Source organism: Nocardioides marinus (assembly GCF_013408145.1).
GTDB lineage: Bacteria > Actinomycetota > Actinomycetes > Propionibacteriales > Nocardioidaceae > Nocardioides > Nocardioides marinus.
In genome coordinates this window covers 2698549-2724140 of sequence record NZ_JACBZI010000001.1, presented here as the reverse complement: position 1 = coordinate 2724140, position 25592 = coordinate 2698549, and the positions used below count along the sequence as shown (strand labels likewise).

At 72.7% G+C, this 25592-nt stretch carries 27 protein-coding genes; 21 read left to right on the top strand and 6 right to left on the bottom strand.

Annotated elements, in window-relative coordinates; translation table 11 throughout:
* Positions 1-843, top strand: coding sequence for an SDR family NAD(P)-dependent oxidoreductase (locus BKA05_RS12935; protein ID WP_343045665.1), 843 nt, complete (start codon positions 1-3; stop codon positions 841-843).
* 27 nt (positions 844-870) lie between these two features.
* Here BKA05_RS12935 and ku read toward each other — a convergent pair whose 3' ends face one another.
* Positions 871-1857: a non-homologous end joining protein Ku gene (gene ku / locus BKA05_RS12930; protein WP_179531791.1), complete on the bottom strand. Its 987-nt coding sequence runs from the start codon at positions 1855-1857 to the stop codon at positions 871-873.
* Positions 1858-1918: 61 nt separating this feature from the next.
* On the opposite strand from ku, the gene ligD (BKA05_RS12925) reads away from it, so the two are divergent.
* The 4 genes from ligD (BKA05_RS12925) (at position 1919) to BKA05_RS12910 (ending at position 5193) form a co-directional block, all read left to right on the top strand.
* Positions 1919-2875 (top strand): non-homologous end-joining DNA ligase, encoded by a 957-nt coding sequence (gene ligD, locus BKA05_RS12925; RefSeq protein ID WP_343045664.1) that lies wholly within the window; start codon positions 1919-1921, stop codon positions 2873-2875.
* Positions 2872-3777: a non-homologous end-joining DNA ligase gene (gene ligD / locus BKA05_RS12920; RefSeq protein WP_179531790.1), complete on the top strand. Its 906-nt coding sequence runs from the start codon at positions 2872-2874 to the stop codon at positions 3775-3777. The genes ligD (BKA05_RS12925) and ligD (BKA05_RS12920) overlap by 4 nt, the downstream gene beginning before the upstream one ends.
* 159 nt (positions 3778-3936) lie before the next feature.
* Positions 3937-4410 carry a hypothetical protein gene (locus tag BKA05_RS12915; RefSeq protein WP_179531789.1) on the top strand — a complete coding sequence of 158 codons (474 nt, stop codon included), beginning with the start codon at positions 3937-3939 and terminating at the stop codon, positions 4408-4410.
* A 93-nt stretch (positions 4411-4503) separates the two neighbouring features.
* The gene (locus BKA05_RS12910; protein WP_179531788.1) at positions 4504-5193 is read left to right on the top strand and encodes a response regulator transcription factor; all 690 of its coding nucleotides are present in this window, start codon (positions 4504-4506) and stop codon (positions 5191-5193) included.
* Positions 5194-5273: 80 nt separating this feature from the next.
* Here BKA05_RS12910 and BKA05_RS12905 read toward each other — a convergent pair whose 3' ends face one another.
* The gene (locus tag BKA05_RS12905) at positions 5274-5867 is read right to left on the bottom strand and encodes a TetR family transcriptional regulator (protein WP_179531787.1); all 594 of its coding nucleotides are present in this window, start codon (positions 5865-5867) and stop codon (positions 5274-5276) included.
* Between the two features lie 58 nt (positions 5868-5925).
* On the opposite strand from BKA05_RS12905, the gene BKA05_RS12900 reads away from it, so the two are divergent.
* On the top strand, positions 5926-6855 hold the full coding sequence (locus tag BKA05_RS12900) for an oxygenase MpaB family protein (RefSeq protein WP_179531786.1): 930 nt from the start codon (positions 5926-5928) through the stop codon (positions 6853-6855).
* Positions 6856-6881: 26 nt separating this feature from the next.
* On the opposite strand, the gene BKA05_RS12895 is transcribed toward BKA05_RS12900, so the two are convergent.
* Both BKA05_RS12895 and BKA05_RS20080 read right to left on the bottom strand, forming a co-directional pair.
* Entirely contained in the window at positions 6882-7976 is a 1095-nt protein-coding gene (locus BKA05_RS12895; protein ID WP_179531785.1) for an Atu2307/SP_0267 family LLM class monooxygenase, read from the bottom strand.
* 58 nt (positions 7977-8034) lie between these two features.
* Positions 8035-8163, bottom strand: a complete 129-nt coding sequence (locus BKA05_RS20080; protein WP_281364585.1) for a hypothetical protein — start codon at positions 8161-8163, stop codon at positions 8035-8037.
* 253 nt (positions 8164-8416) lie between these two features.
* Here BKA05_RS20080 and BKA05_RS12890 point away from each other — a divergent pair, with 253 nt between their 5' ends.
* From BKA05_RS12890 to prfB, 12 genes are all read left to right on the top strand, one after another.
* Positions 8417-9721, top strand: a complete 1305-nt coding sequence (locus BKA05_RS12890; protein ID WP_179531784.1) for a TadA family conjugal transfer-associated ATPase — start codon at positions 8417-8419, stop codon at positions 9719-9721.
* Entirely contained in the window at positions 9721-10575 is an 855-nt protein-coding gene (locus BKA05_RS12885; protein WP_179531783.1) for a type II secretion system F family protein, read from the top strand. Before BKA05_RS12890 ends, BKA05_RS12885 begins: the two co-directional genes overlap by 1 nt.
* Positions 10572-11516 carry a type II secretion system F family protein gene (locus BKA05_RS12880; protein WP_179531782.1) on the top strand — a complete coding sequence of 315 codons (945 nt, stop codon included), beginning with the start codon at positions 10572-10574 and terminating at the stop codon, positions 11514-11516. Before BKA05_RS12885 ends, BKA05_RS12880 begins: the two co-directional genes overlap by 4 nt.
* A gap of 44 nt (positions 11517-11560) precedes the next feature.
* Positions 11561-11758, top strand: coding sequence for a hypothetical protein (locus tag BKA05_RS12875; RefSeq protein WP_179531781.1), 198 nt, complete (start codon positions 11561-11563; stop codon positions 11756-11758).
* The gene (locus tag BKA05_RS12870; protein ID WP_179531780.1) at positions 11758-12156 is read left to right on the top strand and encodes a TadE/TadG family type IV pilus assembly protein; all 399 of its coding nucleotides are present in this window, start codon (positions 11758-11760) and stop codon (positions 12154-12156) included. The genes BKA05_RS12875 and BKA05_RS12870 overlap by 1 nt, the downstream gene beginning before the upstream one ends.
* Complete coding sequence (locus BKA05_RS12865; protein WP_179531779.1) at positions 12153-12647, top strand: hypothetical protein; 495 nt, start codon at positions 12153-12155, stop codon at positions 12645-12647. The genes BKA05_RS12870 and BKA05_RS12865 overlap by 4 nt, the downstream gene beginning before the upstream one ends.
* Positions 12644-13102: a pilus assembly protein TadG-related protein gene (locus BKA05_RS12860; protein WP_179531778.1), complete on the top strand. Its 459-nt coding sequence runs from the start codon at positions 12644-12646 to the stop codon at positions 13100-13102. Before BKA05_RS12865 ends, BKA05_RS12860 begins: the two co-directional genes overlap by 4 nt.
* A 117-nt stretch (positions 13103-13219) precedes the next feature.
* Positions 13220-14578, top strand: a complete 1359-nt coding sequence (locus BKA05_RS12855) for a cation:proton antiporter (protein ID WP_179531777.1) — start codon at positions 13220-13222, stop codon at positions 14576-14578.
* A gap of 137 nt (positions 14579-14715) precedes the next feature.
* Positions 14716-15876 (top strand): hypothetical protein, encoded by a 1161-nt coding sequence (locus BKA05_RS12850; RefSeq protein WP_179531776.1) that lies wholly within the window; start codon positions 14716-14718, stop codon positions 15874-15876.
* Between the two features lie 23 nt (positions 15877-15899).
* Positions 15900-16562, top strand: a complete 663-nt coding sequence (locus BKA05_RS20355; RefSeq protein WP_343045663.1) for a class F sortase — start codon at positions 15900-15902, stop codon at positions 16560-16562.
* Between the two features lie 72 nt (positions 16563-16634).
* A complete protein-coding gene (locus BKA05_RS12840) occupies positions 16635-17090 on the top strand; it encodes a CAP domain-containing protein (RefSeq protein ID WP_179531775.1) in 456 nt (151 codons plus the stop codon).
* Between the two features lie 76 nt (positions 17091-17166).
* A complete protein-coding gene (prfB, locus tag BKA05_RS12835; RefSeq protein WP_179531774.1) occupies positions 17167-18282 on the top strand; it encodes a peptide chain release factor 2 in 1116 nt (371 codons plus the stop codon).
* Between the two features lie 114 nt (positions 18283-18396).
* Here the strand turns inward: prfB and BKA05_RS12830 are convergent, their stop codons facing one another.
* Positions 18397-20430 carry a fibronectin type III domain-containing protein gene (locus tag BKA05_RS12830; protein WP_179531773.1) on the bottom strand — a complete coding sequence of 678 codons (2034 nt, stop codon included), beginning with the start codon at positions 20428-20430 and terminating at the stop codon, positions 18397-18399.
* A gap of 100 nt (positions 20431-20530) precedes the next feature.
* Positions 20531-22393 carry a fibronectin type III domain-containing protein gene (locus tag BKA05_RS12825; protein WP_179531772.1) on the bottom strand — a complete coding sequence of 621 codons (1863 nt, stop codon included), beginning with the start codon at positions 22391-22393 and terminating at the stop codon, positions 20531-20533.
* Positions 22394-22588: 195 nt separating this feature from the next.
* Between BKA05_RS12825 and ftsE the strand changes: the two genes are divergently transcribed.
* The 3 genes from ftsE to BKA05_RS20350 all read left to right on the top strand — a co-directional run bounded on the left by ftsE (position 22589) and on the right by BKA05_RS20350 (position 25585).
* A complete protein-coding gene (gene ftsE / locus BKA05_RS12820) occupies positions 22589-23278 on the top strand; it encodes a cell division ATP-binding protein FtsE (RefSeq protein ID WP_179531771.1) in 690 nt (229 codons plus the stop codon).
* Positions 23279-23344: 66 nt separating this feature from the next.
* On the top strand, positions 23345-24256 hold the full coding sequence (gene ftsX / locus BKA05_RS12815) for a permease-like cell division protein FtsX (protein WP_179531770.1): 912 nt from the start codon (positions 23345-23347) through the stop codon (positions 24254-24256).
* 63 nt (positions 24257-24319) lie between these two features.
* The gene (locus BKA05_RS20350; RefSeq protein WP_179531769.1) at positions 24320-25585 is read left to right on the top strand and encodes a peptidoglycan DD-metalloendopeptidase family protein; all 1266 of its coding nucleotides are present in this window, start codon (positions 24320-24322) and stop codon (positions 25583-25585) included.
* Positions 25586-25592: the final 7 nt, after the last annotated feature.

Here is a 25592-nt window from a genome sequence, read left to right as displayed (position 1 = left end):
GTGATCGCGCCGACGCTGGCCACCGCCGCCCGGCTCCGCCGCCGGCTCACCGGTGCCCCGAGCCCGCTGGCCGGCCGGGTCGTGCTGGTCACGGGTGCCTCCTCCGGCATCGGTGAGCACACGGCGTACGCCGCCGCGCGGGCCGGCGCCCGGCTGCTGCTCGTCGCGCGCCGTGCCGACGAGCTCGAGCGGGTCGCGGAGGCGGTGCGGGGACTGGGGGCGGAGGCCTCGACGTACACCTGCGACCTGACCGACGGCGACGCGATCGACGCGCTGGTCGTGCAGGTGCTCGCCGAGCACGGGCACGTCGACCACCTGGTCAACAACGCCGGTCGTTCCATCCGCCGCTCCCTGGCGGCCAGTGCCGACCGCTTCCACGACGTGGAGCGGACGATGGCGATCAACTACTTCGGGCCGGTGCGGCTGACCATGGGCCTGCTGCCGGCGATGCGCTCGCAGGGCTTCGGGCACGTCGTCAACGTCGTGTCGTGGGGCGTGCAGCTCAAGGCGCCGAAGTTCTCCGCCTACCTCGCCTCCAAGGCCGCGATCGACACGTGGGGCCGCATCCTGGCCCGCGAGGCGCGCTCGGACGGGGTGCACGTGACCAACATGCGCTTCGGGCTGGTGAAGACGCCGATGATCGCCCCGACCAAGGAGTACGAGAACCAGCGGGCGATGACCGCCGAGCAGGCCGGCGAGCAGGTGCGACGGGTGATGGAGGACCTCCCACCCACCTGGGGCCACCCCGTGGGCTACGTCGGTGAGGCCTTCGGCCTGCTGGCGCCGCGCATCACCGACGCGGTGATGCACCGGCTGCACCAGAAGATTCCCGACGCCCGCTGACCGCGGGGTCGGTGGCGGGTCGCCGGGTCAGGAGGCCTTCTTGGCCGCGGTCTTCTTGCTCGTCGACCTCTTGGTCGTGGTCTTCTTGGCAGCGGACTTCTTCGCCGGAGCCTTCTTGGCCGGAGCCTTCTTGGTGGCCGTCTTCTTCTCGGGAGCCTTCTTCGCGGTCGTCTTCCTGGCCGGTGCCTTCTTGGCCGGCTTCTCCTCTGCCGCCTCGGAGGTGTCCTCGCCGCGGCCCTTCTTGGCCGCGTCGACCGAGCGCTGCAGGGCGGCGAGCAGGTCGACCACCTCGCCGGAGGTCTTGGTGGAGGTGGGGGTGCGCTCGACCTCGCCGCCCTCGATCTTGGCCCTGACCAGGGTCTCGACCGCGTCGGCGTAGTCGTCGGAGAACTCGCTGGCGTCGAAGTCGCCCGACAGCGTCTCGACGAGCATGTGGGCCATCTTGACCTCGGCGTCCTTGACCTCGCCGACCTCGACGCTGAAGTCGGGCACGCGGATCTCGTCGGGCCACATCATCGTCTGCAGCACGATCACGTCGCCGGCCTCGGTCTCGCGCACGCGCAGCACCGCCACGGTGGTGCGCTGGCGCAGCGCGACGGTGACCACGGCCATCCGGTCGGCGTCCTGCAGGGCCTGGCGCAGCAGGGCGTAGGGCTTGGCGCCGGACTTCTCCGGCTCGAGGTAGTAGGACTTCTCGAACAGCAGCGGGTCGATCTGGTCGCTGGGCACGAACTTCTCGACCGCGATCTCGCGCGAGGACGTCACCGGCAGCTCGGCGAGGTCGTCGTCGGTGAGGATGACCATCTCGCCGTCCTCGGTCTCGTAGCCCTTGGCGATGTCGGCGTAGGCCACCTCCTCGCCGTCGAGGGAGCAGATGCGCTGGTAGCGGATGCGTCCGCCGTCCTTGGCGTGCACCTGACGGAAGGAGACGTCGTGGGACTCCGTCGCGGAGTACAGCTTCACGGGGACGTTGACCAGGCCGAACGACACCGAGCCCTTCCAGATGGCACGCATGGTGCCCAGTGTGACCGCTGGGGCGGGTGAAAGTCATCGCCCCGGCGGTCACAATGCGTGGGTGCCCGTGCCCCGCCCGATGCTCGCGACCAAGACCGACGCCGTCCCCGTCGGTGAGGAGTGGTCCCACGAGGTGAAGTGGGACGGGGTGCGGATCCTGGCCGACGTGGCCGACGGTCGGGTGCGGCTGTGGAGCCGCAACGGCAACGACGTGACGGTCGCCTGGCCCGACGTCGCCCTGCCGCACGAGGGCCTGGTGCCGGGGTCGGCCCGGCCCCGCGACCTGCTCGTGGACGGCGAGATCATCGCGCTCAACGACCGCGGTCTGCCGGACTTCCGGGTCCTGCAGGACCGGATGCACGTGCGCCGCGCGAGCACCGCGACCCGGCTGGCGGCCGGGCTGCCGGCCACCTACATGGTCTTCGACCTGCTCCGCGTCGACGGGGAGGACCTGACCGACCTGCCGCTGGTCGAGCGCCGCGCGCGGCTCGCCGGGTTGGACCTGGCGCCCTGGCAGGTCCCCGAGCCGTACGACGACGGACAGATGCTCCTGGAGGCCACCCGCGCCCAGGGGCTGGAGGGCGTCGTGAGCAAGCGGCTGTCCTCGCGCTACACCTTCGACGCCCGCTCGCCGCACTGGCGCAAGCTGGCCCACCGCCACCGTCGCTCCTACGTCGTGGGTGGCTGGCGTCCCCAGGAGGGCACCTCGGACCGGTTGGCCGCGCTGCTCGTGGGGGAGCCGACCGCGGACGGGCTGGTCTACCGCGGGCGGGTCGGCAGCGGCATCGGGGGCAAGGTGTCACGCCGGCTCACCGAGGCGGTCGCCGGGCTGACCCGGGCGAGCAGCCCGTTCGCGGACGAGGTGCCGCGCGTGGACGCCGCGGGTACCACCTGGGTGGAGCCGGTCCTGGTGGTCGACGTGGACACGCACGGGGTCGGCTACGAGCGGTTGCGCCAACCGTCGTACCGCGGGTTGCGCGAGGACCTCGATCCCGCCGACCTCGAGGGCCAGTCATGAGCCCGGCCAGGGAGGAGGTGCACGTCGACGTCGAGGGGCGCACGCTGCGGCTGAGCAACCTCGACAAGGTGCTCTTCCCGCGCACCGGCACCACCAAGGGGGAGGTGCTGCACTACTACGCGCAGGTGGCACCCACCCTGCTGCCGCACCTCGCGGACCGCGCGGTGACGCGCATCCGCTGGCCGCACGGGGTGGCGGAGGGCAGCTTCTTCGAGAAGAACGTCCCGCAGGGCACCCCGGCGTGGGTGAGGACCGTCAGCGTCCCCACCACCGGGTCCCGCGGGGAGAGCCGGCACGGTGACCGGCTGGTCTTCCCCGTGGTCGACGACCTCGCGACGCTGACCTGGTTGGTCAACCTCGCCGCGCTGGAGCTGCACGTCCACCAGTGGCGGGTGGGGCGCAACGGCCGTCCCCGCAACGCCGACCGGATCGTCATCGACCTCGACCCCGGCGAGCCCGCCACGCTGCACGAGTGCTGCCAGGTGGCGCTGATGGTGCGGGAGAAGCTCGCCGAGCGCGACCTCGAGGCGCGGCCGGTGACCAGCGGCAGCAAGGGCCTGCACCTCTACGCCGAGCTGTCGCGCCGGCTGCCGGGGGAGGAGTCCACGGCGCTGGCCCGCGAGGTGGCCGAAGAGCTGCAGGGCGAGCACCCGCGGCTGGTGACCGCGACGATGACCAAGGCGCGTCGCAGCGGCAAGGTCTTCCTGGACTGGTCGCAGAACGCCTCGTCGAAGACGACGATCACCCCCTACTCCCTGCGCGGGCGTGACAAGCCGTTCGTCGCCACGCCCGTCTCCTGGGCGGAGGTCGAGGCGGGCGCCGAGGACCCCCTGGGGCTGGAGCAGGTACGGATGGAGGAGGTCCTGGACCGGGTGGCCGACCTCGGGGACCTGTTCGCCTGAGCCCGGGCCGGCCCCGGACCCCGTCGGGACGCTTTCGGGACCCTGTGGAACCCCTTCGGGACCCGGGGGTGGGGTGGGTGACGGGCTGTTACCCAACCGTGGAACCCATGTGCACGCTGCGAGAACACCTCGTGCCCGCGCGCTCGTAGCGTGGAGGACATGAAGTCGGAGAACATGAGGCTCGCGGTCGTGCCGGTCGGTGCTGCCGTCCTGGGGGGCGTGCTGTGGCTCTCGGGCATCCCGCTGAGCAACGCGAACGGCTCGTCGGACGGTGTGCTCCTGGAGTCCGACGGGGCGCAGGCCTCCTTGGTGGTCTCGGACCTGGCCGCGGGCGACGCGGTCACGCGGTCGATCTCGATCTCCAACCCCGGCTCCGCCCCGGCCCGCCTCACGATGACCGAGTCCGGCGACGCGGCCTCCTACGACGCCGACGGGGTCAACCTGGTGATCGAGCGCGAGGGCGTGCGCCTCTACAACGGCCGCCTGGGCGCCATGAGCGACGTGACGACCGACCAGGGCTGGGTCCCGGCCGGTGGCCGGGTCAGCTTCACCTTCACCGTCTCGCTGCCTGAGGACGCACCGTCGCTGAGCGCGAGCGAGAGCGTCTCCTACGCCTGGGAGATCCAGTCCTGACCCTGCGCGTCAGGCTTCCGCGCGCAGACACACGAAGGTAAAGGGCGGCATGGTCCCCCTCCCCGGAGGGGCGGGTGTCCTATTGTTCGGGCCATGGAGCAACGGGTGCTGGTCGTGGAGGACGAGGAGGACATCGCCTTCCCCCTCGTGCGCACCCTGGAGCGTGAGGGCTACGAGGTGTCCTGGGTCGACAGCGGCGAGAAGGCGCTGGCCGACGTGGCCGGCACCCCCACCGACGTGATGATCCTCGACCTCGGCCTGCCCGACATGGACGGCCTGGAGGTCTGCAAGAAGGCGCGCGAGGCCGGCTTCGGCGGGGCGATCATGATCGTCACCGCCCGCGCGGGCGAGCTCGACCGCGTCGTCGGGCTCGACACCGGTGCCGACGACTACCTCTCCAAGCCCTTCGGTCTCGCCGAGCTGCAGGCCCGCGTGCGGGCCCTGCTGCGCCGCACCCACGGCGTGCCGCGCGAGGAGATGAACGGTGACCCGGAGGGCCTGCACATCGACGTCGCCGCCCGCCGGGTCTTCGCCGGCGAGACCGAGGTCCCGTTGACGGGCAAGGAGTTCGACGTCCTCAACATCCTGGTCGCCAACCGCGACAAGGTGGTCTCCCGCGGGCGGCTGATGGCCGACGTGTGGGACGAGAACTGGTACGGCTCGACGAAGACCCTCGACGTGACCATCGGGCGGCTGCGCCAGAAGCTGGACACCGCCGGCGTCATCGAGAAGGTCGTCGCCGTGCGCGGTGTCGGCTTCCGTCTGGAGATGCCCTCCGCCTGAGGCCACACACCCCGGCTCGTGTGGCTGAGCGCGGCCCGTGGACCGCGCTGGACCACACGAGGCGGTCCGATCCGTCCCGGTCAGCGCACCACCGCGAGCACCGCACGGCCGAGCGCGTCGGCCAACGCGCCCGAGGCGAGCGGCGTGGGTGAGATCGCGTCGTCCTCGAAGAGCGCCCGGCTCGCGCCGAGGGCGAAGAGCAGCCGCCACGCCGACTGCGCCGCGGGTACGCCGCAGGAGAAGCGCTGCTCGAGCCAGCCGGTCACGGTGCCGGCCAGCCGGTGGGTGAACGCGGTCGAGGCGGCCTGCACCTCCTCGGAGTCCGCGGCGTCGACCAGGAACGCGCGCAGGCTGCCCCGGTGCCGCACGAAGAGGTCGACCGCGGCCGCCGCCAGCAGCGCCACGGCCTGCTCGTCGTCGGGCTCGGTGTCGGCCTCCGCGAAGGCGGTGGCGGTCTCGAGCTCGATGGTGCCCAGGGCCCGGGCCTGAGCGGCCAGCAGCAGCCCGTGCCGGTCGCCGAAGCGGTGGTAGAGCGAGCCGTTGGACGTGCCGGCGGCGCGGGCCACGGCGGCCACCGTCACCGCACCCGGACCGCCCTCGTCGAGCAGCGCCAGCGTCGCGGCCAGCATCCGGTCCGCGGAGGACTCCGAGCGGGTCTGCAGCGGCCTACGCATGGGGGGACTGTAGTCCGACCCTGGACAGGAATGGAGCGCTTGCTCTAATTTGGGCGTCATGGAGCTACGTGTGCGGGGCAAGCGGTTCGGTGGGGTGCCGAGGGACCACTGGCGGCGGGTCAACGACCGGCTCGACCCCGAGACCGACTACCGCGAGATCTACCGCAACGCGGTGGCCCACGAGTTCCCCTGGGACATGAACCAGGCGCTCTCGTTCGCGCTGTTCCGCACCTACGCCGTGCCGGGCATCGGGGCCCTGCTCGACGCCACGGGTCAGTTCACCGGCAACTGCCAGAAGCGCTACGACGACACCGCGTTGCTGCTGGAGGTGCCGGCGGAGAAGGGCTTCGACGACCCCGACGCGCGGGCCGCGATCCGGCGGATCAACCAGATGCACCGGGCCTACGACATCCCCGCCCACGAGATGCTCTACGTGCTCTCGACGTTCGTGGTGGTGCCCAAGCGCTGGCTCGACGACTACGGCAAGCGGCCGTTCACCGACCACGAGCTGGTCGCCTCGGTGAACTACTACCGCGCGCTCGGCAGGCACATGAACATCCCCGACATCCCGGAGACCTACGCCGGCTTCGAGCGGGTGATGGACGACTACGAGCGCGAGCACTTCGCCTACGACGAGGGCGGCCGGCGGGTCGCCGACTCGACACTCGCCCTGATGCTCACGTGGTACCCCAGGCTCGCCGGGCCCGCCGTGGAGCTGTTCTCCCGTGCGCTGATGGACCAGCCGCTGCGCGACGCCCTCGGGTACGACGCCCCGTCCCCGCGCGTGGAGGTCCTCTCCCGCGCCGTGCTGCGGATGCGCGGGAAGCTGCTGCGCGCCTTCCCGGCGCGGATGACCGAGCAGGCCGTCGCCGACCTGCCCTGGGTCCGGTCCTACCCCGACGGCTTCCGGATCGAGGAGCTCGGCACCTTCCCGGTGCCCGGGGTCGCCGGCTGCCCGGTACGCCACAACGAGTCCGCCCCCGCCTGAGACGGCCCCTGCCGGGCTCGCGGGGGTCAGCCCTCGGCGAGCAGCTCGCGCACCCGGGGGACGACCTCGGTGCCGTAGAGCCGGATCGACTCCAGGCGCTGCTCGTGGGGCAGCGAGCCGACGGCGTACTTCAGCTGGAAGCGGGAGAGGCCGAGCGAGCGCACCGCCCAGGCGATCTTCTGCGCCACGGTCTCGGGTGAGCCGACGAAGATCGAGCCTTCGGGCGAGGCGCCCTGGTCGAAGGTGGCTCGGGAGTAGGGGCCCCAGCCGCGCTCGCGGCCGATCTTGCCGAACGCCTCGGCCTGGTGGGGGAACATCTGCTCGCGCGCGAGCTCGTCGGTGGCCGCGACGTGGCCTGGGGAGTGCATGCCGATGGGGAGCTCCGGGCGGCCGTACTCGCCCAGCGCGCGGCGGTAGAGGTCGGCGAACTGCACGAACGCCGCCGGCGAGCCGCCGATGACGGCGAGCACGAGCGGAAAGCCGTACGCGGCCGCGCGGATCACCGACTGCGGGGTGCCGCCGACCGCGATCCAGGCGGGCAGACCGGCCTCGGTGCGGGGGAAGACCTGCTGCTCCTCCAGGGGCGGGCGGACGCTGCCGCGCCAGGTGAGCGGCTGCTCCTGCTGGAGGTGGGCGAAGAGGTCGAGCTTCTCGTGGAAGAGCACCTCGTAGTCGGACAGGTCGAGGCCGAAGAGCGGGAAGGACTCGGTGAACGACCCGCGCCCGAGTTGCACCTCGGCGCGGCCGCGGCTGATCGCGGCCAGGGTGGAGAAGCGCTGGAAGACCCGGATCGGGTCGTCGGAGGACAGCACCGTGACGCCGGTCCCGAGGCGGATGCGCTCGGTCTGCCCGGCGATGGCCGACAGCACCACGTCGGGCGCGCTGATCGCGTAGTCCTCGCGGTGGTGCTCGCCGAGGCCGAGGTAGTCCACGCCGACCTCGTCGGCCAGCACGCCCTCGGCGACGACCTCGCGGATCGCCTCCGCCTGGGGTCGGGGCCCGCCGTCGGGCCCGGTGCCGGTGTCGCCGAAGGTGTCCAGCCCGAAGGTGGGTCGCTGCGGCGTGCCGAGGACGGCGGGGTCGAAGACGGGCTCGGTCGGGGTCGGCGGCGTGGTCGTCACATCTTCAACTTTACGGGTGGGAGCCGAGCCTCGGACCCGCGAGGACGCCCGGCGCCGGTCAGGACGTGCCGGCGCCCATGTTGCTGGTGAGGATCACCATGGTCAGCAGGAGGAGGAACGAGAGCACGAGGAGGGTGGCCGCGAGCCGGGACTGTCGTCGCGCCTGGCGGGCGGTGGTGTGGGGCATGTCGGGGAGCCCTTTCTGAGCCGAGATCGAGTCAAGGATCAGGTACCGGCAGGGGTATCGCCAACCGTTCGTGCGGCCTCCGAACAAGTCCGAACAAAGTCGACTGGGCTGCTCGGTGGGCTGCCCGGGCGGGCGGCCCGGGCACCGGAGTTATCCACAGATCCGGGCCGATTGAGGTCGGCCGGACCTGGGTATGCGTCTGCGCACCTACCCTCGACGGGCCAGCACTCTTTCATCTCGGGACGGAGCGGCCATGGCGGTGAGCCCTGCCTCGGCGTACGCCGACACACGTGCGCCACACCCTCGGCGCACCAGCGCCCACAGCAGCCACGACGCGCTGGTCGACGGCCTCGACGCGACCCTGCGCGAGCTGGTGCGTCGCGAGGGCGTCGACCCCCAGCGCGACGCCGACGTGGTGCGCCGCCTCGCCGAGCGCGTCGTACGCCGCCACGACGACCACTCCCTGACCGGTGCCGTCGCCCCGCTGGCCGACCCCGACGCGGTCGTCGGCGAGCTGCTCGCCCGGGTCAGCGGCTTCGGGCCGCTCCAGCCGCTGCTGGAGGACCCGACGGTCGAGGAGATCTGGATCAACGACCCCACCCGGGTCTTCGTGGCCCGTCGCGGTCGCCACGAGCTCACCAACCTGGTGCTGACCCGGGCGCAGGTCGATGAGCTCGTCGAGCGGATGCTGAAGTCGTCGGGTCGCCGCATCGACCTGTCGCGTCCCTTCGTCGACGCGATGCTGCCCGAGGGCCACCGGCTCCACGTCGTGCTCGAGGGCATCTCGCGGGGCTTCTCGGCCGTCAACATCCGCAAGTTCGTGCTGCGGGCCGCACGCCTCTCCGACCTCGTCGAGCTCGGCAGCCTGACCGCCCAGGGGGCGTCGTTCCTGGAAGGCTCGGTCCGCGCCGGGCTCAACATCCTGGTGACCGGCGGGACACAGGCCGGCAAGACCACGATGCTCAACTGCCTGGCCGCCGCGGTGCCCGGGGGTGAGCGCATCGTCTCCGCGGAGGAGGTCTACGAGCTGCGGTTCCCCCACCCCGACCACGTCGCCCTGCAGACCCGGCAGGCCGGGCTCGAGGGCACCGGCGAGATCCGGCTGCGCGACCTGGTCAAGGAGAGCCTTCGCATGCGGCCCTCCCGCCTCATCGTCGGCGAGGTCCGCTCCGAGGAGTGCCTCGACCTGGTCCTCGCCCTCAACTCGGGCCTGCCCGGGATGTGCACGCTGCACGCCAACTCCGCGCGCGAGGCGCTGGTCAAGATGTGCACGCTGCCGCTGCTCGCCGGGGAGAACATCTCCGACAGGTTCGTCGTCCCCACCGTCGCCACCTCGGTCGACCTGGTCGTCCACCTCGGCCTCGACCCCCGCGGCCAGCGGCGCGTCGAGGAGGTCGTCGCGGTGCCGGGCCGGGTCGAGAACGGCGTCATCGAGTGCGAGCCGGTCTTCGTGCGCCGTGACGGCGAGCTGCGCCGAGCCCACGGCACCCCGCCCCGCCCCGAGCGCTACGAGCGGGTCGGCCTCGACCTGCGACGGCTGCTGGGCGAGGCCGGCTGATGGGCGCCCTCGTCGGGCTCGGGGTCGGGACCGGGCTGCTGCTGATCTGGTCGGCCTTCGCCGTCCCGCGTCCCGCGCGTCCCACCGAGCGCGGCCCGGGGCGGCTGGAGCGCATGCTGGCCTCGGCCGGGATCGGGAGCGTCAGCCCGGCCGCCCTGGTGGCCCTGTGCTCGGTGAGCGGCCTGCTGGCCACGCTGGTGGTCCAGGTCGCCTCGGGCACCGCCACGGTCGCCCTGGCCTTCGGAGTGATCGCCGCCTACCTGCCGCTCGCGGTGGTCCGCGGCCGCGCCGTACGCCGGCAGCGGGAGCTGGCCGAGGTCTGGCCCGATGCCGTGGACAACCTCGCCTCCGCCGTACGAGCCGGCATGTCGCTGCCCGACGCCCTGGCCGGCCTGGGCGTCCGCGGCCCCGCGCCGCTCCGGGCGGCGTTCACGGCCTTCGGGCTGGACTACCAGGTCAGCGGCCGCTTCGGGGACTGCCTCGACCGGCTCAAGGCCCGGCTGGCCGACCCGGTCGGGGACCGGGTCTGCGAGAGCCTGCGCGTGGCGCGCGACGTCGGTGGCGGGGACCTCGGGCGGTTGTTGCGCAACCTGTCGGGCTACCTGCGCGACGACGCCCGCACCCGCTCCGAGCTCGAGGCGCGGCAGGCCTGGACCGTCAACGGCGCCCGGCTCGCCGTGGCGGCGCCCTGGGTCGTGCTGCTGCTGATGTCCTTCCAGACCGAGGTCATCGGGCGCTACGCCTCCGGCGCCGGGGTGGTCGTGCTCGCGGTGGGCGCCGGGCTGTGCCTGGTGGCCTACCGGCTGATGATGCGCATCGGCCGGCTCCCGGTGGAGCGGAGGATCCTGTCGTGACCACCGTCATGTGGGGTGCGGTGCTCGGGGGCGCGCTCGGAGCCGGTCTGCTGCTGGTGGTCACGCGGCTGCGCGTGCTGGGGCGTGCCCAGCTCTCGGACCGGGTGCTGCCCTACGTCCGCGACCTGCCGCAGGTGGCGCCGACCGCCGCACCGAGCCGGCACCCGGCGCCCCCTCTGGTGGGCGCTGCCGTGGCTGTCTACGGCCCCGTGCTGCGGGCCCTGGCCGACGCGGTCGAGCGCGTCCTCGGGGGCGCCACCTCCGTGCGTCGGCGACTCGAGCGTGCCGGCCTCGACCTCACCGTGCACGACATCCGGGTCGAGCAGGTGGTGTGGGGTCTGGTCGGCTTCGGCGTCACCGCCGCCTGGGGCCTGCTGCGCACCCTCGGTGGGGGAGGCAACGTCGTCGGGCACCTGCTGATCTGCGCGGTGGCCTTCACCCTCGGGGTGCTGGCCCGCGACACCTACCTCACCTCCCAGGTCCGGGCCCGTGAGCGCCGGATCCTCGCCGACTTCCCGACCGTCGCCGAGCTGCTCGCCCTCTCCGTCGCGGCCGGTGAGAGCCCCGTCGGTGCGTTGGACCGCGTGGTCCGGCGCTGCCGCGGCGAGCTGAGCCGCGACCTGGGGCGCGTGCTGGCCGAGATCCGCACCGGCGACCCCGTGGGAGTCGCCTTCGACCGGTTGGCCGCCACCACCGGTGTCCCCGTCGTCGCGCGGTTCGCCCAGGGCGTCGCGGTCGCGGTCGAGCGCGGTACGCCGCTGGCCGACGTCCTCCACGCCCAGGCCGCCGACGTGCGCGAGGCGGCCCGCCGCGAGCTCATCGAGTCCGCGGCCCGTCGCGAGGTGCTGATGATGGTCCCGGTGGTCTTCCTCGTCCTTCCCGTGACCGTGCTCTTCGCCTTCTGGCCCGGTGTCGTCGGGCTGAGTCTCAGCGCTCCCTGATCCCCCCACCGCCCCGCGCGGGCGGACCCGCGAAAGGAACCACCATGACCGCTCTCCACCTCCTGGCCCTGACCCTGGTCGGCGCCCTGCCGCTGACCGAGCGACCCCGCGACCAGCGCGGCGACGTACCCGGCTGGGTGCTCGTCACCGTGATGTCGGCCGGGATCGTCGGCGTCCTGACGATCGTGGCCCAGGACGAGCTCTCCTCGCTGCTGCGTCGGGCACTGCGCCAGGTCCAGTAGTGCTCCGCTGCCGGGGCCGCGCCCGCACCCAGGGGGGTGCGGCCGTCGTCGACTTCGTGCTCGTCGTGGTGGTCCTCGTCCCGCTCGTGCTGGGCGTCCTCCAGGTGTCGCTGGTGCTCCTGGTGCGCAACACCCTGACCGCGGCGGCCTCCGACGGTGCCCGCTACGCCGCCACCGTCGGCCGAGGGCCGTCCGACGGCGTCGCTCGCACCCGCGACCAGATCGCCGGGGCGCTGGCCGCTCGGTTCGCCGACGACGTCTCGGCCCGTGTGGTCTCCGTGGACGGCGCGCCGACGGTCGTAGTGACGGTGCGCGCAAGCGTGCCCGCGCTGGGTCTCGGTGGCCCGGGTGTGGACCTCGAGGTGGCCGGGCACGCAGTGCAGGAGCTCCAGCCATGACCGGGGCAACGGCTCGTGTGGTCCAGCGAGGCCCATGGACCGCGCTGGACCACACGAGGCGGGGCGAGCAGGGCAGCGCGCTGGTCGAGGTTGTCTGGCTGGGGGTGCTGCTCCTGCTGCCGATGCTCTGGATCGTGCTGAGCGTCTTCGAGGTGCAGCGCGGCGCGTTCGGCGTGGAGGCAGCCGCCCGGTCCGCGGCGCGCGCCTACGTGCTCGCCGGCGACGACACCACCGGTCGGCAGCGGGCCGAGGCGGCGGCTCGCCAGGCACTGGCCGACCAGGGCCTCGAAGGCGCGCCCCTGCAGGTCCGCGTCGACTGCACGATCCCGGCCGACTGCCACAGCGGCACCTCGGTCGTCACCGTCGTCATCGGCACCCGGGTCGACCTGCCCTTCCTGCCCGACCTGCTCGGGGCGGGGGAGCCGAGCTTCGCCCTCGACGCCGCCCACAGCGTGCCGGTGGGTCGCTACCAAGAGGTGGGCGCCCCGTGAGCCGTCATCAGCGGGACGACCGCGGGCAGCGCGGCTCGGTGACGCCGCTGATCGTCGGCTTCGCCACCGTCCTGGCGCTGGGCATCGCGCTGGTCACCGACGCGACCGCGGCCTACCTGCAGCGCTCCGGCCTCAGCACCCTCGCCGACGGGGCCGCGCTGTCCGGGGCCGACGCCGGCGCCACCGGCCGGGCGACGTACACCCAGGGGGTCCCCACCGACGACCTTCCGGTGGACGCGGCGGCCGCCCGCGCGGGGGTGGAGGCCTACCTGCGCCAGGTGCGCGCCCACCAGGAGTACCCCGGCCTGCGCGTCAGCGTCCGCGTCGACCGCGCCACCAGCAGCGTGCACGTCCGTCTCACCGCCCCGCTCGACCTCCCGCTCGCGATTCCCGGCGCTGCTGACGAGACCATCGTGGCGGCGGAGGGGGAGGCCAGCTCCCTGGTCGGGGAGTGACCTGCCCCACCGTGGGTCGTGCCCCTGAGCGGGCGCCAGGGCGCCCGCTCAGGGGCACGACTCCAGCGCGGCCGGCGGGGTGAACTGCACGGGCGCCGAGTCGGTCATCCTCGGGCCATGAGCGCCGACCTCGTCTACCTCGTCGCCGGGCTCTGCCTGATCCTCTCGGTGCTGCTGCCCGCGGTGCTGCGCGGCGCCCCGGTGACCACGCCGATGCTGCTCATCGGCACCGGGATGCTGATCGGGCTGACCCCGCTGCCCGAGGACCTGCCCCTGGGCCACGACGACAACCGCGCCCTCATCGAGCACGCCACCGAGCTGACCGTCATCGTCGCGCTGATGGGGGTGGGGCTGGCCATCGACCGGCCCCTCGACCTGCGCCGGCTCTCGTCGTGGAGGACGTGGTCGCCAGCGTGGCGGTTGCTCGGGGTCGCGATGCCGCTCTCCATCGCCTCGGTCGCCCTGCTCGGCTGGGCCCTCGGTGCCGCACCCGCCGTGGCGCTGCTCCTCGGTGCGGTCCTGGCGCCCACCGACCCGGTGCTCGCCTCCGACGTCCAGGTCGGGGGCCCCACCGTCTCCGACGACGAGGAGGACGTGGAGTCGGAGACCGAGGACGACGAGGTCCGCTTCGCGCTCACCTCCGAGGCCGGGCTCAACGACGGGCTGGCCTTCCCGTTCGTGTACGCCGCGATCCTGCTCGCCACCGAGGGCGCGGTCTCCGACTGGGGTGCCCGGTGGGTCGCGTGGGAGCTGCTCGGGAAGACCGCCATCGGGGTCGCCGCGGGCATGCTCGTGGGCCACCTGCTCGCCAGGGTCGCCTTCCGGGCCGACAACCCGGCGCTGCGCGTGGCCGAGCGCGGGGAGCCCCTGCTCGCCGTGGCGGCTCTGTTCACGGCGTACGGCGTCGGCGAGGTCGCCCAGGGCTACGGCTTCCTCGCGGTCTTCGCCTGCGCCATGACCTTCCGCGCCGCCGAGCGACGGCACAGCTACCACCGCGACATGCACCAGGTGGTGGAGCGCCTCGAGAGGCTGCTGACCCTCTTCGTGCTCCTGGCGCTCGGCATCGCGCTGACCCGGGGTCTCCTGGAGGACCTCGACTGGCGCTCGGTGGCCGTGGCGGTCGCGGTGGTCGGTCTGATCCGTCCGGCGGCGGCCTGGGTGGCGCTCGCAGTCCGGGCGCCGACCGAGGGGCCCGGGACGCTCACCCGGCGCGAACGGGTCGCGACCGCCTTCTTCGGCGTGCGGGGTGTGGGATCGCTGTACTACCTGGCCTACGCGGGGGCCGACGTCGCCGACTTCAGGTCCGGCTGGCTGTGGTCGACCGTCGGCCTGACGATCGTGGTGTCGGTGGTGGTCCACGGGGCCACCGCGGGACCGGTCATGAGCCGGCTCGAGTGCCGCCGCGCGCAGTGGGCCCAGCAGCAGGAGGACGAGGACGAGCAGCGCGACCAGCGGCGGGGTCGGACGGCGGTCTAGTGAGCCGTCTTACCCGACCGGGTGGTTAGACCGGTCCGGGGCGGGGGACATCAAGGGCACGCGACGCTGCGCCACCCGGCGCCGTCGCCGTGGCCACCGGGCCACGTCCCGAGTCCCGATCCCACAGGAGATCCCCCATGTCTCGACGCGTCCTCGCGCGCCCTCTTGCCGCCGCCACCCTGGCGTCGGCACTCGTCCTCACCGCCCCGGTCGCGGCCCTCGCCGGCGGCCAGGGGAACGATCAGGGCAACGGCCAGGGGAACGGCCAGGGCAAGGCCGGCACCTCCCAGGCTGACAGCTCCGCCGGCAAGGCGAACGGCAAGGCGAACGGCAAGGCCAAGGGCAAGGCCAAGGACAAGGCGAAGACCAAGGGCAAGGCGCAGGGCACGAGTGGGAACGCCGCCGCCGGCCAGCCGAACGGCAAGGCCAAGGGCCAGAGCGAGGCCAAGGCCAATGGCCAGAACGACGGCAAGGCCAAGGGCAAGAGCAAGGACAAGACCCAGGGGAAGAGCCAGGACCCGGCCGGCAACAACGGCACCGTCAAGATCGCGCCGTACGGCGAGATGGACGGGATCCCCAACAACACCCCGCACCCGGGCTGCACGTTCCAGGTCGAGTGGTACGGCTTCGACGAGGGCGACGACGTGGTCTCGCAGGTCTCCTTCGCCATGCACGCCCCCACCACCGACGTGGGGCTCTCGGTCGACGGCCCCGCCGAGGTCTTCGTGGGCGGCGACAGCGCGACCGGCGCCGGCACCGAGACCGGCCTCGACGGCCGTGAGACCTACACCCTCTCCTTCGACGGCGAGCCGCACCCGAAGCAGGGCTACCACGTGAAGCTGACCGTGGCGACGCCGCACAGCAAGGGCAACGACACCAAGACCAAGGTCTTCTGGGTCGAGGAGTGCGACACCGCCGGCACGGCCGACGACGACTCCACGACCGGTGACTCCGACTCCGGCACCGACGGCGGCAGCGAGTCCGGCGACGAGTCCGGCGAGGACTCCGGTGTGGCCGGCACGTCGCAGGACGCTGACGACGACGGCACCGACCGTGAGGCCGGCCAGGACAGCGGCGTGCTGGGCACCAGCCTCTCGGTCGACAGCAGCAGCGACGCCGAGGCCGCCGCGACCGGCGCCGACGGCTCGGCCGTCCCGACCGGTGTGGACGCCGGTGCCGAGGGCTCGGCGCTGGAGCGTGCCGGTGACCTCGCCCGCTCCCCGTGGGCACTGCTCGTCCTCGCCCTCGGCCTGGTCGCCGGTGCGGCCGCCGTGGTGACCCGCCGTGCCGGCCGCTGACGCCGAGCAGCGTGGGGGGCAGCGTGGGGGACAGCGTGCGGGGCGACACCGGCAGCCGGGGCCGGTCCTGGCTCTCGGCAGCGCTGGGCCTGGTCGCCGTGTCGCTCGTCGCCCTCGGACTCGTCTGGTGGTGGCAGCAGCCGGGCTCGTCCTCGGACCGGTCCGTGAACGACCCGGCCCCGACCAGCACCTCCGGAGCCGCAGCGGGCTCCGCCACGGCGACCCCGCCGCCGCCTGCGAAGAGCCTGCGCTCCAGGCCGGGTGACCCCACCCGGCTGAGGATCCCGGCGCTCGACGTCGCCGCCCCGATCGACGCGGTGGGCACCCGCCGCGACGTGCTCGTCCCGCCGGCCGACCCGCAGCGGGTCGGCTGGTGGGGCGAGGGGGCCGCGCCCGGCGAGCCCGGCCGGGCCCTGCTGGCCGGCCACACCGTGCACACCGGTGGTGGAGCTCTCGACGACCTCGAGATGCTCGAGCCCGGCGACCGGGTGGTCGTCTCCTCGGAGGAGCGCCGCACCCGCTGGGTGGTCGAGTCGGTCCGGGTCCTCGGCAAGGGCGAGCTGGCCCGGCGCGCGGAGCAGGTCTTCGCCCAGGACGGCCCGCCGCGGCTGGTCCTGCTGACCTGCGAGGACTGGGACGGAGCGACGTACCTCAGCAACGTCGTGGTGGTCGCCCACCCCGCCTGAGCGTGTCGCGATGACGTAAAGAATCCGTCGAGAACTCGGAATCCTCGGCCCGTTCTTCCTACCGTGGAGGACATGCGTCATCTCTCGGGCCTCCTCACCGTCCTCGTGGTCCTGCCGCTGCTGGCAGTCGGCCTGGGCGCCGCTCCCGCGAGCGCGCGCACCGCCTCGAACTTCCAGACCGGCATCCACCGGTTGACCAACGAGATCCGCGAGCAGCACGACGAGGACAAGCTCGCCAAGCGCAAGTGCGTCAAGCGCTTCGCGAAGAAGCAGGCCCGACGGATGGCGCGCCAGGAGCGGATGTTCCACCAGGACCTGACGCCGATCCTGAAGAAGTGCGACCTGTCGGGCGTGGGGGAGAACGTCGCCTACGGCTTCACCGCACCCCAGGGCGTCCTGGACGCCTGGATGGACTCCGAGGGCCACCGCAAGAACATCCTCGACGGCTCCTTCACCATGCTGGGCGTGGGTGCCAAGCAGAGCGAGGACGGCACCTGGTACCTCGCGCAGGTCTTCGGCAGGAAGTGACCCGCCGCGGATCGCGGGGCGGGCGCTCGGGACGCGAGTAGGTCCGGCGTACGCCGGGGCCGTAGTGTTGCCCTTTGTGGCAGGCCCCGATTACGACGTCGAGATCAAGCAGCTCCAGGCGACCATGCGCACCATCGAGCAGGTGCTCGACCTGGAGGCGATGAAGTCCGAGATCGCCGACCTCGGTGAGCAGGTGGCGGCGCCCGACCTGTGGGACGACCAGGCCAACGCGACCCGCGTGACCGGCCGGCTCTCCGACCTGCAGGGCCAGGTCGAGCGGTTCGAGGCGCTCAGCGGCCGCATCGAGGACCTCGGCATCCTGGTCGAGCTGGGCCAGGAGGAGGGCGACGCGGACTCGCTCGCCGAGGCCGAGCGCGAGCTGGGCAAGATCAAGGCCGCCGTCGAGAGCCTCGAGGTCCGCACCCTGCTCTCGGGTGAGTACGACTCCCGCGAGGCGATCGTGACGATCCGCTCCGGGGCCGGTGGCGTCGACGCCGCCGACTTCGCCGAGATGCTGATGCGGATGTACACCCGCTGGGCCGAGCGCAACAAGTACCCCGTCGAGGTCTACGACGTCTCCTACGCCGAGGAGGCCGGCATCAAGTCGGCCGAGTTCGCGATCCACGCGCCCTACGCCTACGGCACCCTCTCGGTCGAGGTCGGCACCCACCGCCTGGTGCGGATCAGCCCCTTCGACAACCAGGGGCGCCGCCAGACCTCCTTCGCCGCCGTCGAGGTCGTCCCGCAGCTGGAGCAGACCGACGAGATCGAGATCGACGAGAACGAGGTCCGCACCGACGTCTTCCGCTCCGGCGGCCCGGGCGGCCAGTCGGTCAACACCACCGACTCCGCGGTCCGCCTCACGCACATCCCCACCGGCATCGTCGTGTCCTGCCAGAACGAGAAGAGCCAGCTGCAGAACAAGGCCGCGGCGATGATCGTCCTCAAGGCCAAGCTGCTGGCGAAGAAGAAGGCCGAGGAGGCCGCGCTCAAGAAGGACCTCAAGGGCGACGTCGCCGCCAGCTGGGGCGACCAGATGCGCAACTACGTGCTGAACCCGTACCAGATCGTCAAGGACCTGCGCACCGGCTACGAGACCGGCAACCCGCAGCCGGTCTTCGACGGCGAGATCGACGGCTTCCTCGAGGCCGGCATCCGCTGGCGCCGTGGTGCTGAGAAGACCGACGCCTGAGGGGTCCTCCCGCTCAGGTGGGGCCCGGCCCAGCAGGTACGCCGCTGGGCCGGTCTTGTGGGCGCGGTCTAGTGGGCGCTGTCCTACTGGGCGCGGTCTACTGGGCCGCTCGGCTCAGAGCCGCCAGCGCTTGCCGTAGTCGCCGATGTTCCCGTCGAGGTCGTAGGCCACCATCTGCACGAACCTGGCCTTCTTCGAGACCTTGCGCATCGCGACGCGCCCCCTGGTCCTCTGGCCCTGGTCGAAGAAGTCCATGACCTTCCCGCGCCTGTTGGTGAAGACCACGACGTAGCCGGCGGCGTCGTCCACGGGCGCCCACTTCAAGGTGAGCTTGGTGCCCCTGCGGTTGTAGGAGCCCTTGGTGATCTTCGGCCCGGCCAGCGGGTCGGTGGGCTCGACGACCTCGTCGGCCTGCGTGGTGACCTGGGTGCTGGAGGTCGGGCCGTCGCCCTCGGCGTTCACCGCAGCGACCTGCACGGTGTAGGTCGTGTCGGGGGAGAGGCCGGTGAAGGTGTGGCTGGTGGTGCCGGCGGAGACCAGCGTGGTGCCGCCACCGGCGAGGCTGACGTGGTAGCCGGTGATGCTCGAGCCGCCGTCGTCGGCGGGTGCTGACCAGGTGGCGGTCGCCGAGGTGGGCGCCGATGAGCTCGCGGACAGGCCGGTCACCGCGCCGGGCGCCTCGGCCGTGGAGCCACCGCCCTCGCAGGTGACGTCGAGCGTGTAGTGCCCGATCGAGCCGTAGTCGTCGTACCCCGTGTCGACGCTGCCGGTGCCGACGCCGTCGACCCGCACGAACAGCGAGCGACCCGCGCCGTCGGTGATCGAGACCGTGGCGCCCATGCCGCCGGCGGTGCTGCCGTCGCCGAAGTCGGAGGTCGGGTCGTCGGTGTCGAGGACGCTCCCGCCGGCGTCGAGCAGGTCCAGCGAGATGTCGAGGTTGGGGCTGACCGGAGCCGGCGAGGCGGTGACGGCGACCGGCCCCGTGCACGTGCCCAGGGCGAAGACGTCCTTGTCGGTGCGGGAGGTGATGATCGCCCCGCTGCTCGGGAGGCTGCCGGCGGCCGTCGCCACGGTGCTGCCGGCCTCGTCGGCGACGAGCGAGAGACCGCCGGCGAAGGTGTGGGGGTTGGTGTCGGTGATCAACGCCAGGTCGTCCTGGTCGGGGCTCGTGGCGTTCGAGTAGTCGCCGTTGCTCCACTGGATCACCGGCTTCAGGCCGGAGCCCATGATCGGCGCCCAGTTGGCGTGCCCGGCGTAGTAGGCGTCCCCGCCCCTGCCGTGGTGGTCGAGGCCGAGGTTGTGGCCGACCTCGTGGCTGACGGTCTCGGCGATGGAGGACACGTCGTCGAAGTAGCGGGTGAAGGCCCACGCCGGCTGCAGGCTGGCGTGCTGGTTGGGCTCGTCGAAGACCCCGATGTAGGCGATGCCGGTGCAGTACTGGTTGCCGCACAGGTCGGCGTGCGCCTCGGCGTCGCCGGTGATCTGCGCGCGGGTGCCGTAGACCTGGTCGTTGCTGCCGCTGCGGGTGATCGCCGCCTGGCCGGGGTCCTCGGTGGTGACGTCGACGTCGAAGGGCGCGTAGTCCTCCGCCACCCGCTGCCACACCTCCTGGATCGTGGCGTGCTCCTCGGCGTTGAAGGCGGGGTCGCCGTCGAGGGAGAAACCGTCGACCGTGCCGGTGTCGGTGCTCCATTGCGACCCGTAGGACGTGGCGCCGTCGAAGTCGAGGAAGATCGTGCGCTTGCTGCCCGGCCGGCTGTGGAGGGTGAAGGTCTGCGAGGTCGGGTACGTCGCGCGGGCGGGTGCGCTGCCGGGCTCGGACCTCGCGGTGAGGTCGTCTCGGTAGGCCAGTCGTCCCGCGGGCGTCAGCACGAGGCTGGCGTCCTCGAGCAGCAGCGAGCGCAGCTCCGACTCCGTGCGTCCGTTGAGCGCGGCGACGGCGGCGAGGTCCTCGCCCACCACCCGCAGCGCCTCGCGGCCGGCGACGGTGCGCGGGAGCAGGTCGGTCGCGCCGGGCCGGGTCGTGCTCGGACCGTCCGGCGCCGGGAGCGACACCGACGGAGCACCGCTGACGCCGAGCGCCAGGACGGTGCTGAGCAGCGCGGTGGACAGGGCGCCCCGGGCGACCCTCGAGCCTGTCGACGACATCGGTGTTCCCTTCGAGCAGCGTGCGCGCCCGTGGGAGCCGGGGCGCGCGGCCCCCAGGCTATCGAGGCCGTCGGCGCGACGGGCCCGCTTCACGAGGTCTTCACCTGGGCCTGATCGTCCGGGAGAGCGTCGACGGCTCGCTGCGACCGTGCTCGTTGACGGCCACGACCTGGAAGGCCCACCGGCCCCGGGGCAGCCGCAGCACCGTGCGGGTCGGGCCCGGGCGCAGCACCCTGGAGCCCTTGGACCGCGCGAGCGGCTCGGCGCCGCGCATCTTGCGGGCGAGGACGACGTAGCCGGTCACGGGGGCGCCGCCGTCGGTCGCGGGTGCCCGCCACACGACCCGGGCCGTGCGCTGTCCACCCCGTCGTCCGGGCCTGGCCTTCTTCACCGTGGGGCTGTCGGGGACGGTGGTGGAGGTGCCCGCGCCCCCGTCGCAGCCGCTGGCGGACAGGGTGTAGCGACCCAGGCTGCCGTAGTCGTCGTACGCCGTGGTGGGGTCGCCCGTGCCGACGCCGTCGACGCGGGCGTAGAGCTCGCCCTCGGCCTCGACGCGCACCGTGGCACCCATCCCGCCGGCCGTCACACCGTCGCCCGTCGTCGAGGGCGGGTCGTCGCGGCCCAGCACGGCCCCGGAGGCGTCGCGGAGCTGGAGCTCGACGTCGAGGTTCGGGCTCACACGGGCGGGCGCCGCGCTCACGGTGACCGTGCCGGAGCACGAGCCCAGGGCGTACACGTCCACGTCCTCGCGGTGGGTGATGAGGCCACCCGAGATCGGCACGAAGGGGGCGGCCGAGGCGATCGTGCCGCCGGCCTCGTCGGGCACCAGCGACAGGCCGCCCTCAGGGGTGCCGGAGTCGCTGTCGACCATCAGGGCGAGGTCGTCCTGGGTGTTCCGCGAGCCCTCGAAGGCGCCGTTGCTCCACTGGCTGACGGGGCCCGGGCCGGAGCCCATGATGGGGGTCCAGTTCGCGTGCCCGGGGTAGTAGCCCGCGACGTCGTCGTCGGCCTTGTCGTCGTGGTCGAGGCCCAGGGTGTGGCCGACCTCGTGGCTGACCGTCCCGGCGATGGTGGAGGAGTCGTTGTAGTAGGCGGTGAACACCCACGCCGGCTGCAGCTCCTCGTGGTCCCGGGGCTCGTCGAAGACCCCGACGAACGCCACGCCGGTGCAGTAGCGGCTGCTGCACAGGTCGCCCTGGACCGGTACGTCGCTGGTGATCTGGGCGCGGGTGCCGAACACCCGGTCGTTCGCGCCGTTGCGGGCGAGCGCGGCACGGCCCGGGTCCTCGGTGGTGACGTCGACGTCGAACGGGGCGAAGTCCTCCGCGACCCGCAACCAGACCTGCTGGGCCACCGCGTGCTCGCGAGCGCTGAAGGCCGGGTCGTCGTCGAGGGAGAAGGGGGCGACGGCGGTCGCGTCGGTGTGCCACCGGCTCCCGATCGAGGTGGTCCCGTCGAAGTCCAGGAAGATCGTGCGCTCGGCGCCGGGGCGGCTGTGCAGCTGGAAGGTCTGCGAGGTGGGGAAGACCGCCTCGTCGCTGGTGGGCGGCGGGTCCGTCCCGGCCTCGTCCTCGCCGGTCGTGTGCTCCGCACCGGTCAGGTGGCCGTGCGGGTCGCCGAGCCGGTCCTCGTAGGCGATCCGCCCCGAGGGCGTCAGCACGAGCGTGTCGTCCTCCAGCAGCAGCCGCCGCAGCTCCTGCGGGGTGCGGCCGTTGAGCCGGGCGACGGCCTCCAGGCGGTCACCCACGGCCCGCAGCGCCGCACGCCCCCCGACCGGGCGGGGTACGAGGCCGGCCGGGTCGATCAGCACCGCGTCGACCGGCTTCTCGAGGGTCCAGCCGCGGGCGTCGTACGTCGTGGTGCGGGTCGTTTCCGGAGCCGACGACGTCGTCGAGGCGGCCGCGAGCGGCGCCAGGGCCAGGCTCAGCAGGGCCCCGACGGGGACGAGGTTCCGGAGGTGCACCCCTGCAGTGAAGGACGATGTGGGGAAGCAGTGGAACAGCCCTGACCCAAACGTTCCCCGGGTGTGGACGAACTGTGGACCAGAAGCGCTCAGGTGGCCCGGGAGCGGTCCTGGGACGGCCCGGGACGCGACGTGACCGAGCAGACGCGGCCGGGGAGCCGGGTCCGGCTGGGGCGAGCCCGTAGTCTCGCTCGGGTGATTCGCTTCGAGAAGGTCACCAAGACCTACCCCGGCGCCGGGGCCCCGGCGCTGGACGAGGTGTCGGTCGACGTCGAGAAGGGCGAGTTCGTCTTCCTCGTCGGCGCGTCCGGCTCCGGGAAGTCCACGGCGCTGCGGCTGGTCCTGCGGGAGTACCGCGCGACCTCCGGGCGCGTCTACGTGGCCGGCAAGGAGATCAACCGGCTCGCCGGCTGGAAGGTCCCCCGGCTGCGCCGCCAGATCGGCACGGTCTTCCAGGACTTCCGGCTGCTGCAGTCCAAGACGGTCGCCGAGAACGTCGCCTTCGCGCTCCAGGTCACCGGCAAGTCCCCGCGCGAGATCAAGCGGCTGGTGCCCGAGACGCTGGAGCTGGTCGGGCTCGAGGACCGCGCCGACCGGCTGCCCGACGAGCTCTCCGGTGGCGAGCAGCAGCGCGTCGCGATCGCCCGGGCGTACGTCGGACGGCCGATGATCCTCATCGCCGACGAGCCCACCGGCAACCTCGACCCCGCCACGTCGGTGGGGATCATGAAGCTGCTGGACCGCATCAACCGGACCGGCACGACCGTCGTGATGGCCACCCACGACCACGGCATCGTCGACCAGATGCGCAAGCGCGTCATCGAGCTCGACCACGGCCGCGTCGTGCGCGACGAGGCCCGCGGCGTCTACGGCTTCTCGCACTGACCCACGGTCGAGAGACCCCCACCCGGACCACCAGCACCCGCCCAGACCCAGGAGCTCCCGCCCTCCATGCGCTACGTCCTCTCCAACCTCGGCCAGGGGCTGCGTCGCAACACCTCGATGCACCTCGCGGTGGTGCTGACGCTGTTCGTGTCGCTGAGCCTCGTCGGCTTCGGTGCGCTGCTGAACAAGCAGACCGACCACATCAACGACCAGCTCGGCAGCGAGCTGGAGATCACGGCCTACCTGTGCCGCAAGAACGACAACAACCCCGACTGCCTCGGTGAGGTCACCGACGCGCAGAAGAAGGCGATCGTGAAGGTCGTCGAGGCCAGCCCCGAGGTCGCGGGCTACCGCTTCGAGTCCCAGGAGACCGCCTTCGAGAAGACCAAGGAGCTCTACGGCCCCGAGGAGGCCGACCGCTTCGAGGGGCCCAACGCGATCCTGCGTCCGGAGGACCTGCCGGAGTCGATCTGGATCACGCTGAAGGACCCGCGCGAGTTCGAGGGCATCACCAGCGCGGTGGTGGGCCTCGACGGCGTCGCCCGCCTGGTCGACCAGCGCGAGACCGTCGGGCAGATCACCGGCATCGTGGACTGGCTGCAGCGCGCCGCCCTCATCGTCGCCGGGGTGCTGGGGCTGGCGGCGCTGCTGCTGGTGGCCAACACCATCCGGCTCGCGGCCTTCGCGCGACGCAAGGAGATCGGCATCATGCGGCTGGTGGGCGCCTCGACGCTCTACATCGCGCTGCCGTTCCTCCTCGAGGCGCTGGTCACCGCGGTCATCGGTGTCGCGCTCGCGGCCGGCTCCCTGGTGGCCTTCCAGCACTTCGTGGTGGTCGAGCGCTACTCCGGGTTCACCGTGTTCCCGCTCGTCGACTGGGCCGACCTGGCCTACGCGGTCAGCGTGGTCGGGATCGCCGGCCCGGTCATCACGCTGGTCCCGACACTCCTGCTGACCCGCAAATACGTCAAAGTCTGAGCTGAGGGCCGTACCGTCGAGGGGCAGTCCCACCTCTTCCCCGAAGCTCGAAGGCAGACCACGGTGCGCTTCTTCCCCAGCGCCTCCCGTCAGCGCCTGGCAGCGGCCGCAGCGGCCGGTGCCCTGGCGCTGGGCGCCATGTCCGTTCCCACCTCCCCGTTCTCGCTCGCCGCTGACGACCTGAAGGACCAGCAGAAGAAGGTCCAGAAGAAGATCCACGGCGCGGCGGAGGACCTGGAGCACTCCAGCGCGGCCGCCCGCAAGGCGCTGGCCAAGGCGGAGGCCGCGCGCGCGGACCTCGACCGCGCGAAGGGCCGGCTCAGCCGGGTCCGCGTCCGGCTGGAGTCCGCCCGCACCCGCGACGAGCGGATGGCCGAGAAGCTGCAGCAGGCCGAGGACCGGCTCGAGCAGGCCCGCATCGACCTCGCGGCCGGCCGGGAGGCCCTGGCCGAGCAGCGCCGGGTCGTGCGCGACCGGGTCGCGGACTCCTACATGCAGGGCAGCCCCGAGCTCGCCACGATCACCAGCCTGCTGCGCACCCGCTCCACCGAGGACCTCACCCGTCAGCAGACGGCCACCGGCGCGATCATGAGCCGCGAGACCGGCATGTACGACGACCTCGAGGCCGCCGAGCTGGTGCTGCAGACCCGTGAGACCGAGGTGCAGACGGCCAAGCAGGAGGTCGCCGCCGACCGGCGCAAGGCCGCCCAGCACCTGGAGAAGATCCGTCGGCTCACCGCGCAGGCCGTCTCCCGGCGCGACGACGTGCGGGATCTGGCCGCCACCCGCGCCGATGCCCGCCGCGCGGCGTTCGCGGCGAAGCTGAAGGACCGCAAGGCGCTGAACCGGCTCAAGAAGCAGGAGGCGCGGATCAAGCAGCGCATCCTGGCCGCCGCCCGTGCGTCGCGGGGCAGCTCGATCAGCGCGCAGCCCTCCGGCTTCCTGCAGCGCCCGGTCTCCGGCCCGGTCACCTCCTCCTTCGGCTACCGGACCCACCCGATCTACAAGTACTGGGGCATGCACGACGGCACCGACTTCGGTGTCGCCTGCCGCGAGCCCCTCAAGGCCTCGGGCACCGGCACCGTGATCGCGAAGTACTACTCCGAGGTCTACGGCAACCGGCTCTACCTCTCGCTGGGGCGCGTCAACGGCAAGTCGCTGACGGTCGTCTACAACCACGCCTACGGCTACCGGTACGACGTCGGCGACCGGGTCGCCCGCGGCGCCGTCGTCGGCACGGTCGGCTCGACCGGCTGGTCCACCGGCTGCCACCTGCACTTCACCGTCCTGGTGGCAGGCAAGGCCGTGGACCCGATGAACTGGCTGTAGCTGTCCC

Coding starts and splice junctions, on each gene's coding strand:
- BKA05_RS12830 (WP_179531773.1), bottom strand. CDS start 20,430: ATGTCGTCGACAGGCTCGAGGGTCGCCCGGGGCGCCCTGTCCACCGCG.
- BKA05_RS12885 (WP_179531783.1), top strand. CDS start 9,721: ATGGGCGCCCTCGTCGGGCTCGGGGTCGGGACCGGGCTGCTGCTGATC.
- BKA05_RS12890 (WP_179531784.1), top strand. CDS start 8,417: ATGGCGGTGAGCCCTGCCTCGGCGTACGCCGACACACGTGCGCCACAC.
- BKA05_RS12905 (WP_179531787.1), bottom strand. CDS start 5,867: ATGCGTAGGCCGCTGCAGACCCGCTCGGAGTCCTCCGCGGACCGGATG.
- BKA05_RS12915 (WP_179531789.1), top strand. CDS start 3,937: ATGAAGTCGGAGAACATGAGGCTCGCGGTCGTGCCGGTCGGTGCTGCC.
- BKA05_RS12900 (WP_179531786.1), top strand. CDS start 5,926: ATGGAGCTACGTGTGCGGGGCAAGCGGTTCGGTGGGGTGCCGAGGGAC.
- ligD (WP_179531790.1), top strand. CDS start 2,872: ATGAGCCCGGCCAGGGAGGAGGTGCACGTCGACGTCGAGGGGCGCACG.
- BKA05_RS12865 (WP_179531779.1), top strand. CDS start 12,153: ATGACCGGGGCAACGGCTCGTGTGGTCCAGCGAGGCCCATGGACCGCG.
- ku (WP_179531791.1), bottom strand. CDS start 1,857: ATGCGTGCCATCTGGAAGGGCTCGGTGTCGTTCGGCCTGGTCAACGTC.
- BKA05_RS12850 (WP_179531776.1), top strand. CDS start 14,716: ATGTCTCGACGCGTCCTCGCGCGCCCTCTTGCCGCCGCCACCCTGGCG.
- BKA05_RS12875 (WP_179531781.1), top strand. CDS start 11,561: ATGACCGCTCTCCACCTCCTGGCCCTGACCCTGGTCGGCGCCCTGCCG.
- BKA05_RS12840 (WP_179531775.1), top strand. CDS start 16,635: ATGCGTCATCTCTCGGGCCTCCTCACCGTCCTCGTGGTCCTGCCGCTG.
- BKA05_RS20080 (WP_281364585.1), bottom strand. CDS start 8,163: ATGCCCCACACCACCGCCCGCCAGGCGCGACGACAGTCCCGGCTCGCG.
- ftsX (WP_179531770.1), top strand. CDS start 23,345: ATGCGCTACGTCCTCTCCAACCTCGGCCAGGGGCTGCGTCGCAACACC.
- BKA05_RS12910 (WP_179531788.1), top strand. CDS start 4,504: ATGGAGCAACGGGTGCTGGTCGTGGAGGACGAGGAGGACATCGCCTTC.
- BKA05_RS12855 (WP_179531777.1), top strand. CDS start 13,220: ATGAGCGCCGACCTCGTCTACCTCGTCGCCGGGCTCTGCCTGATCCTC.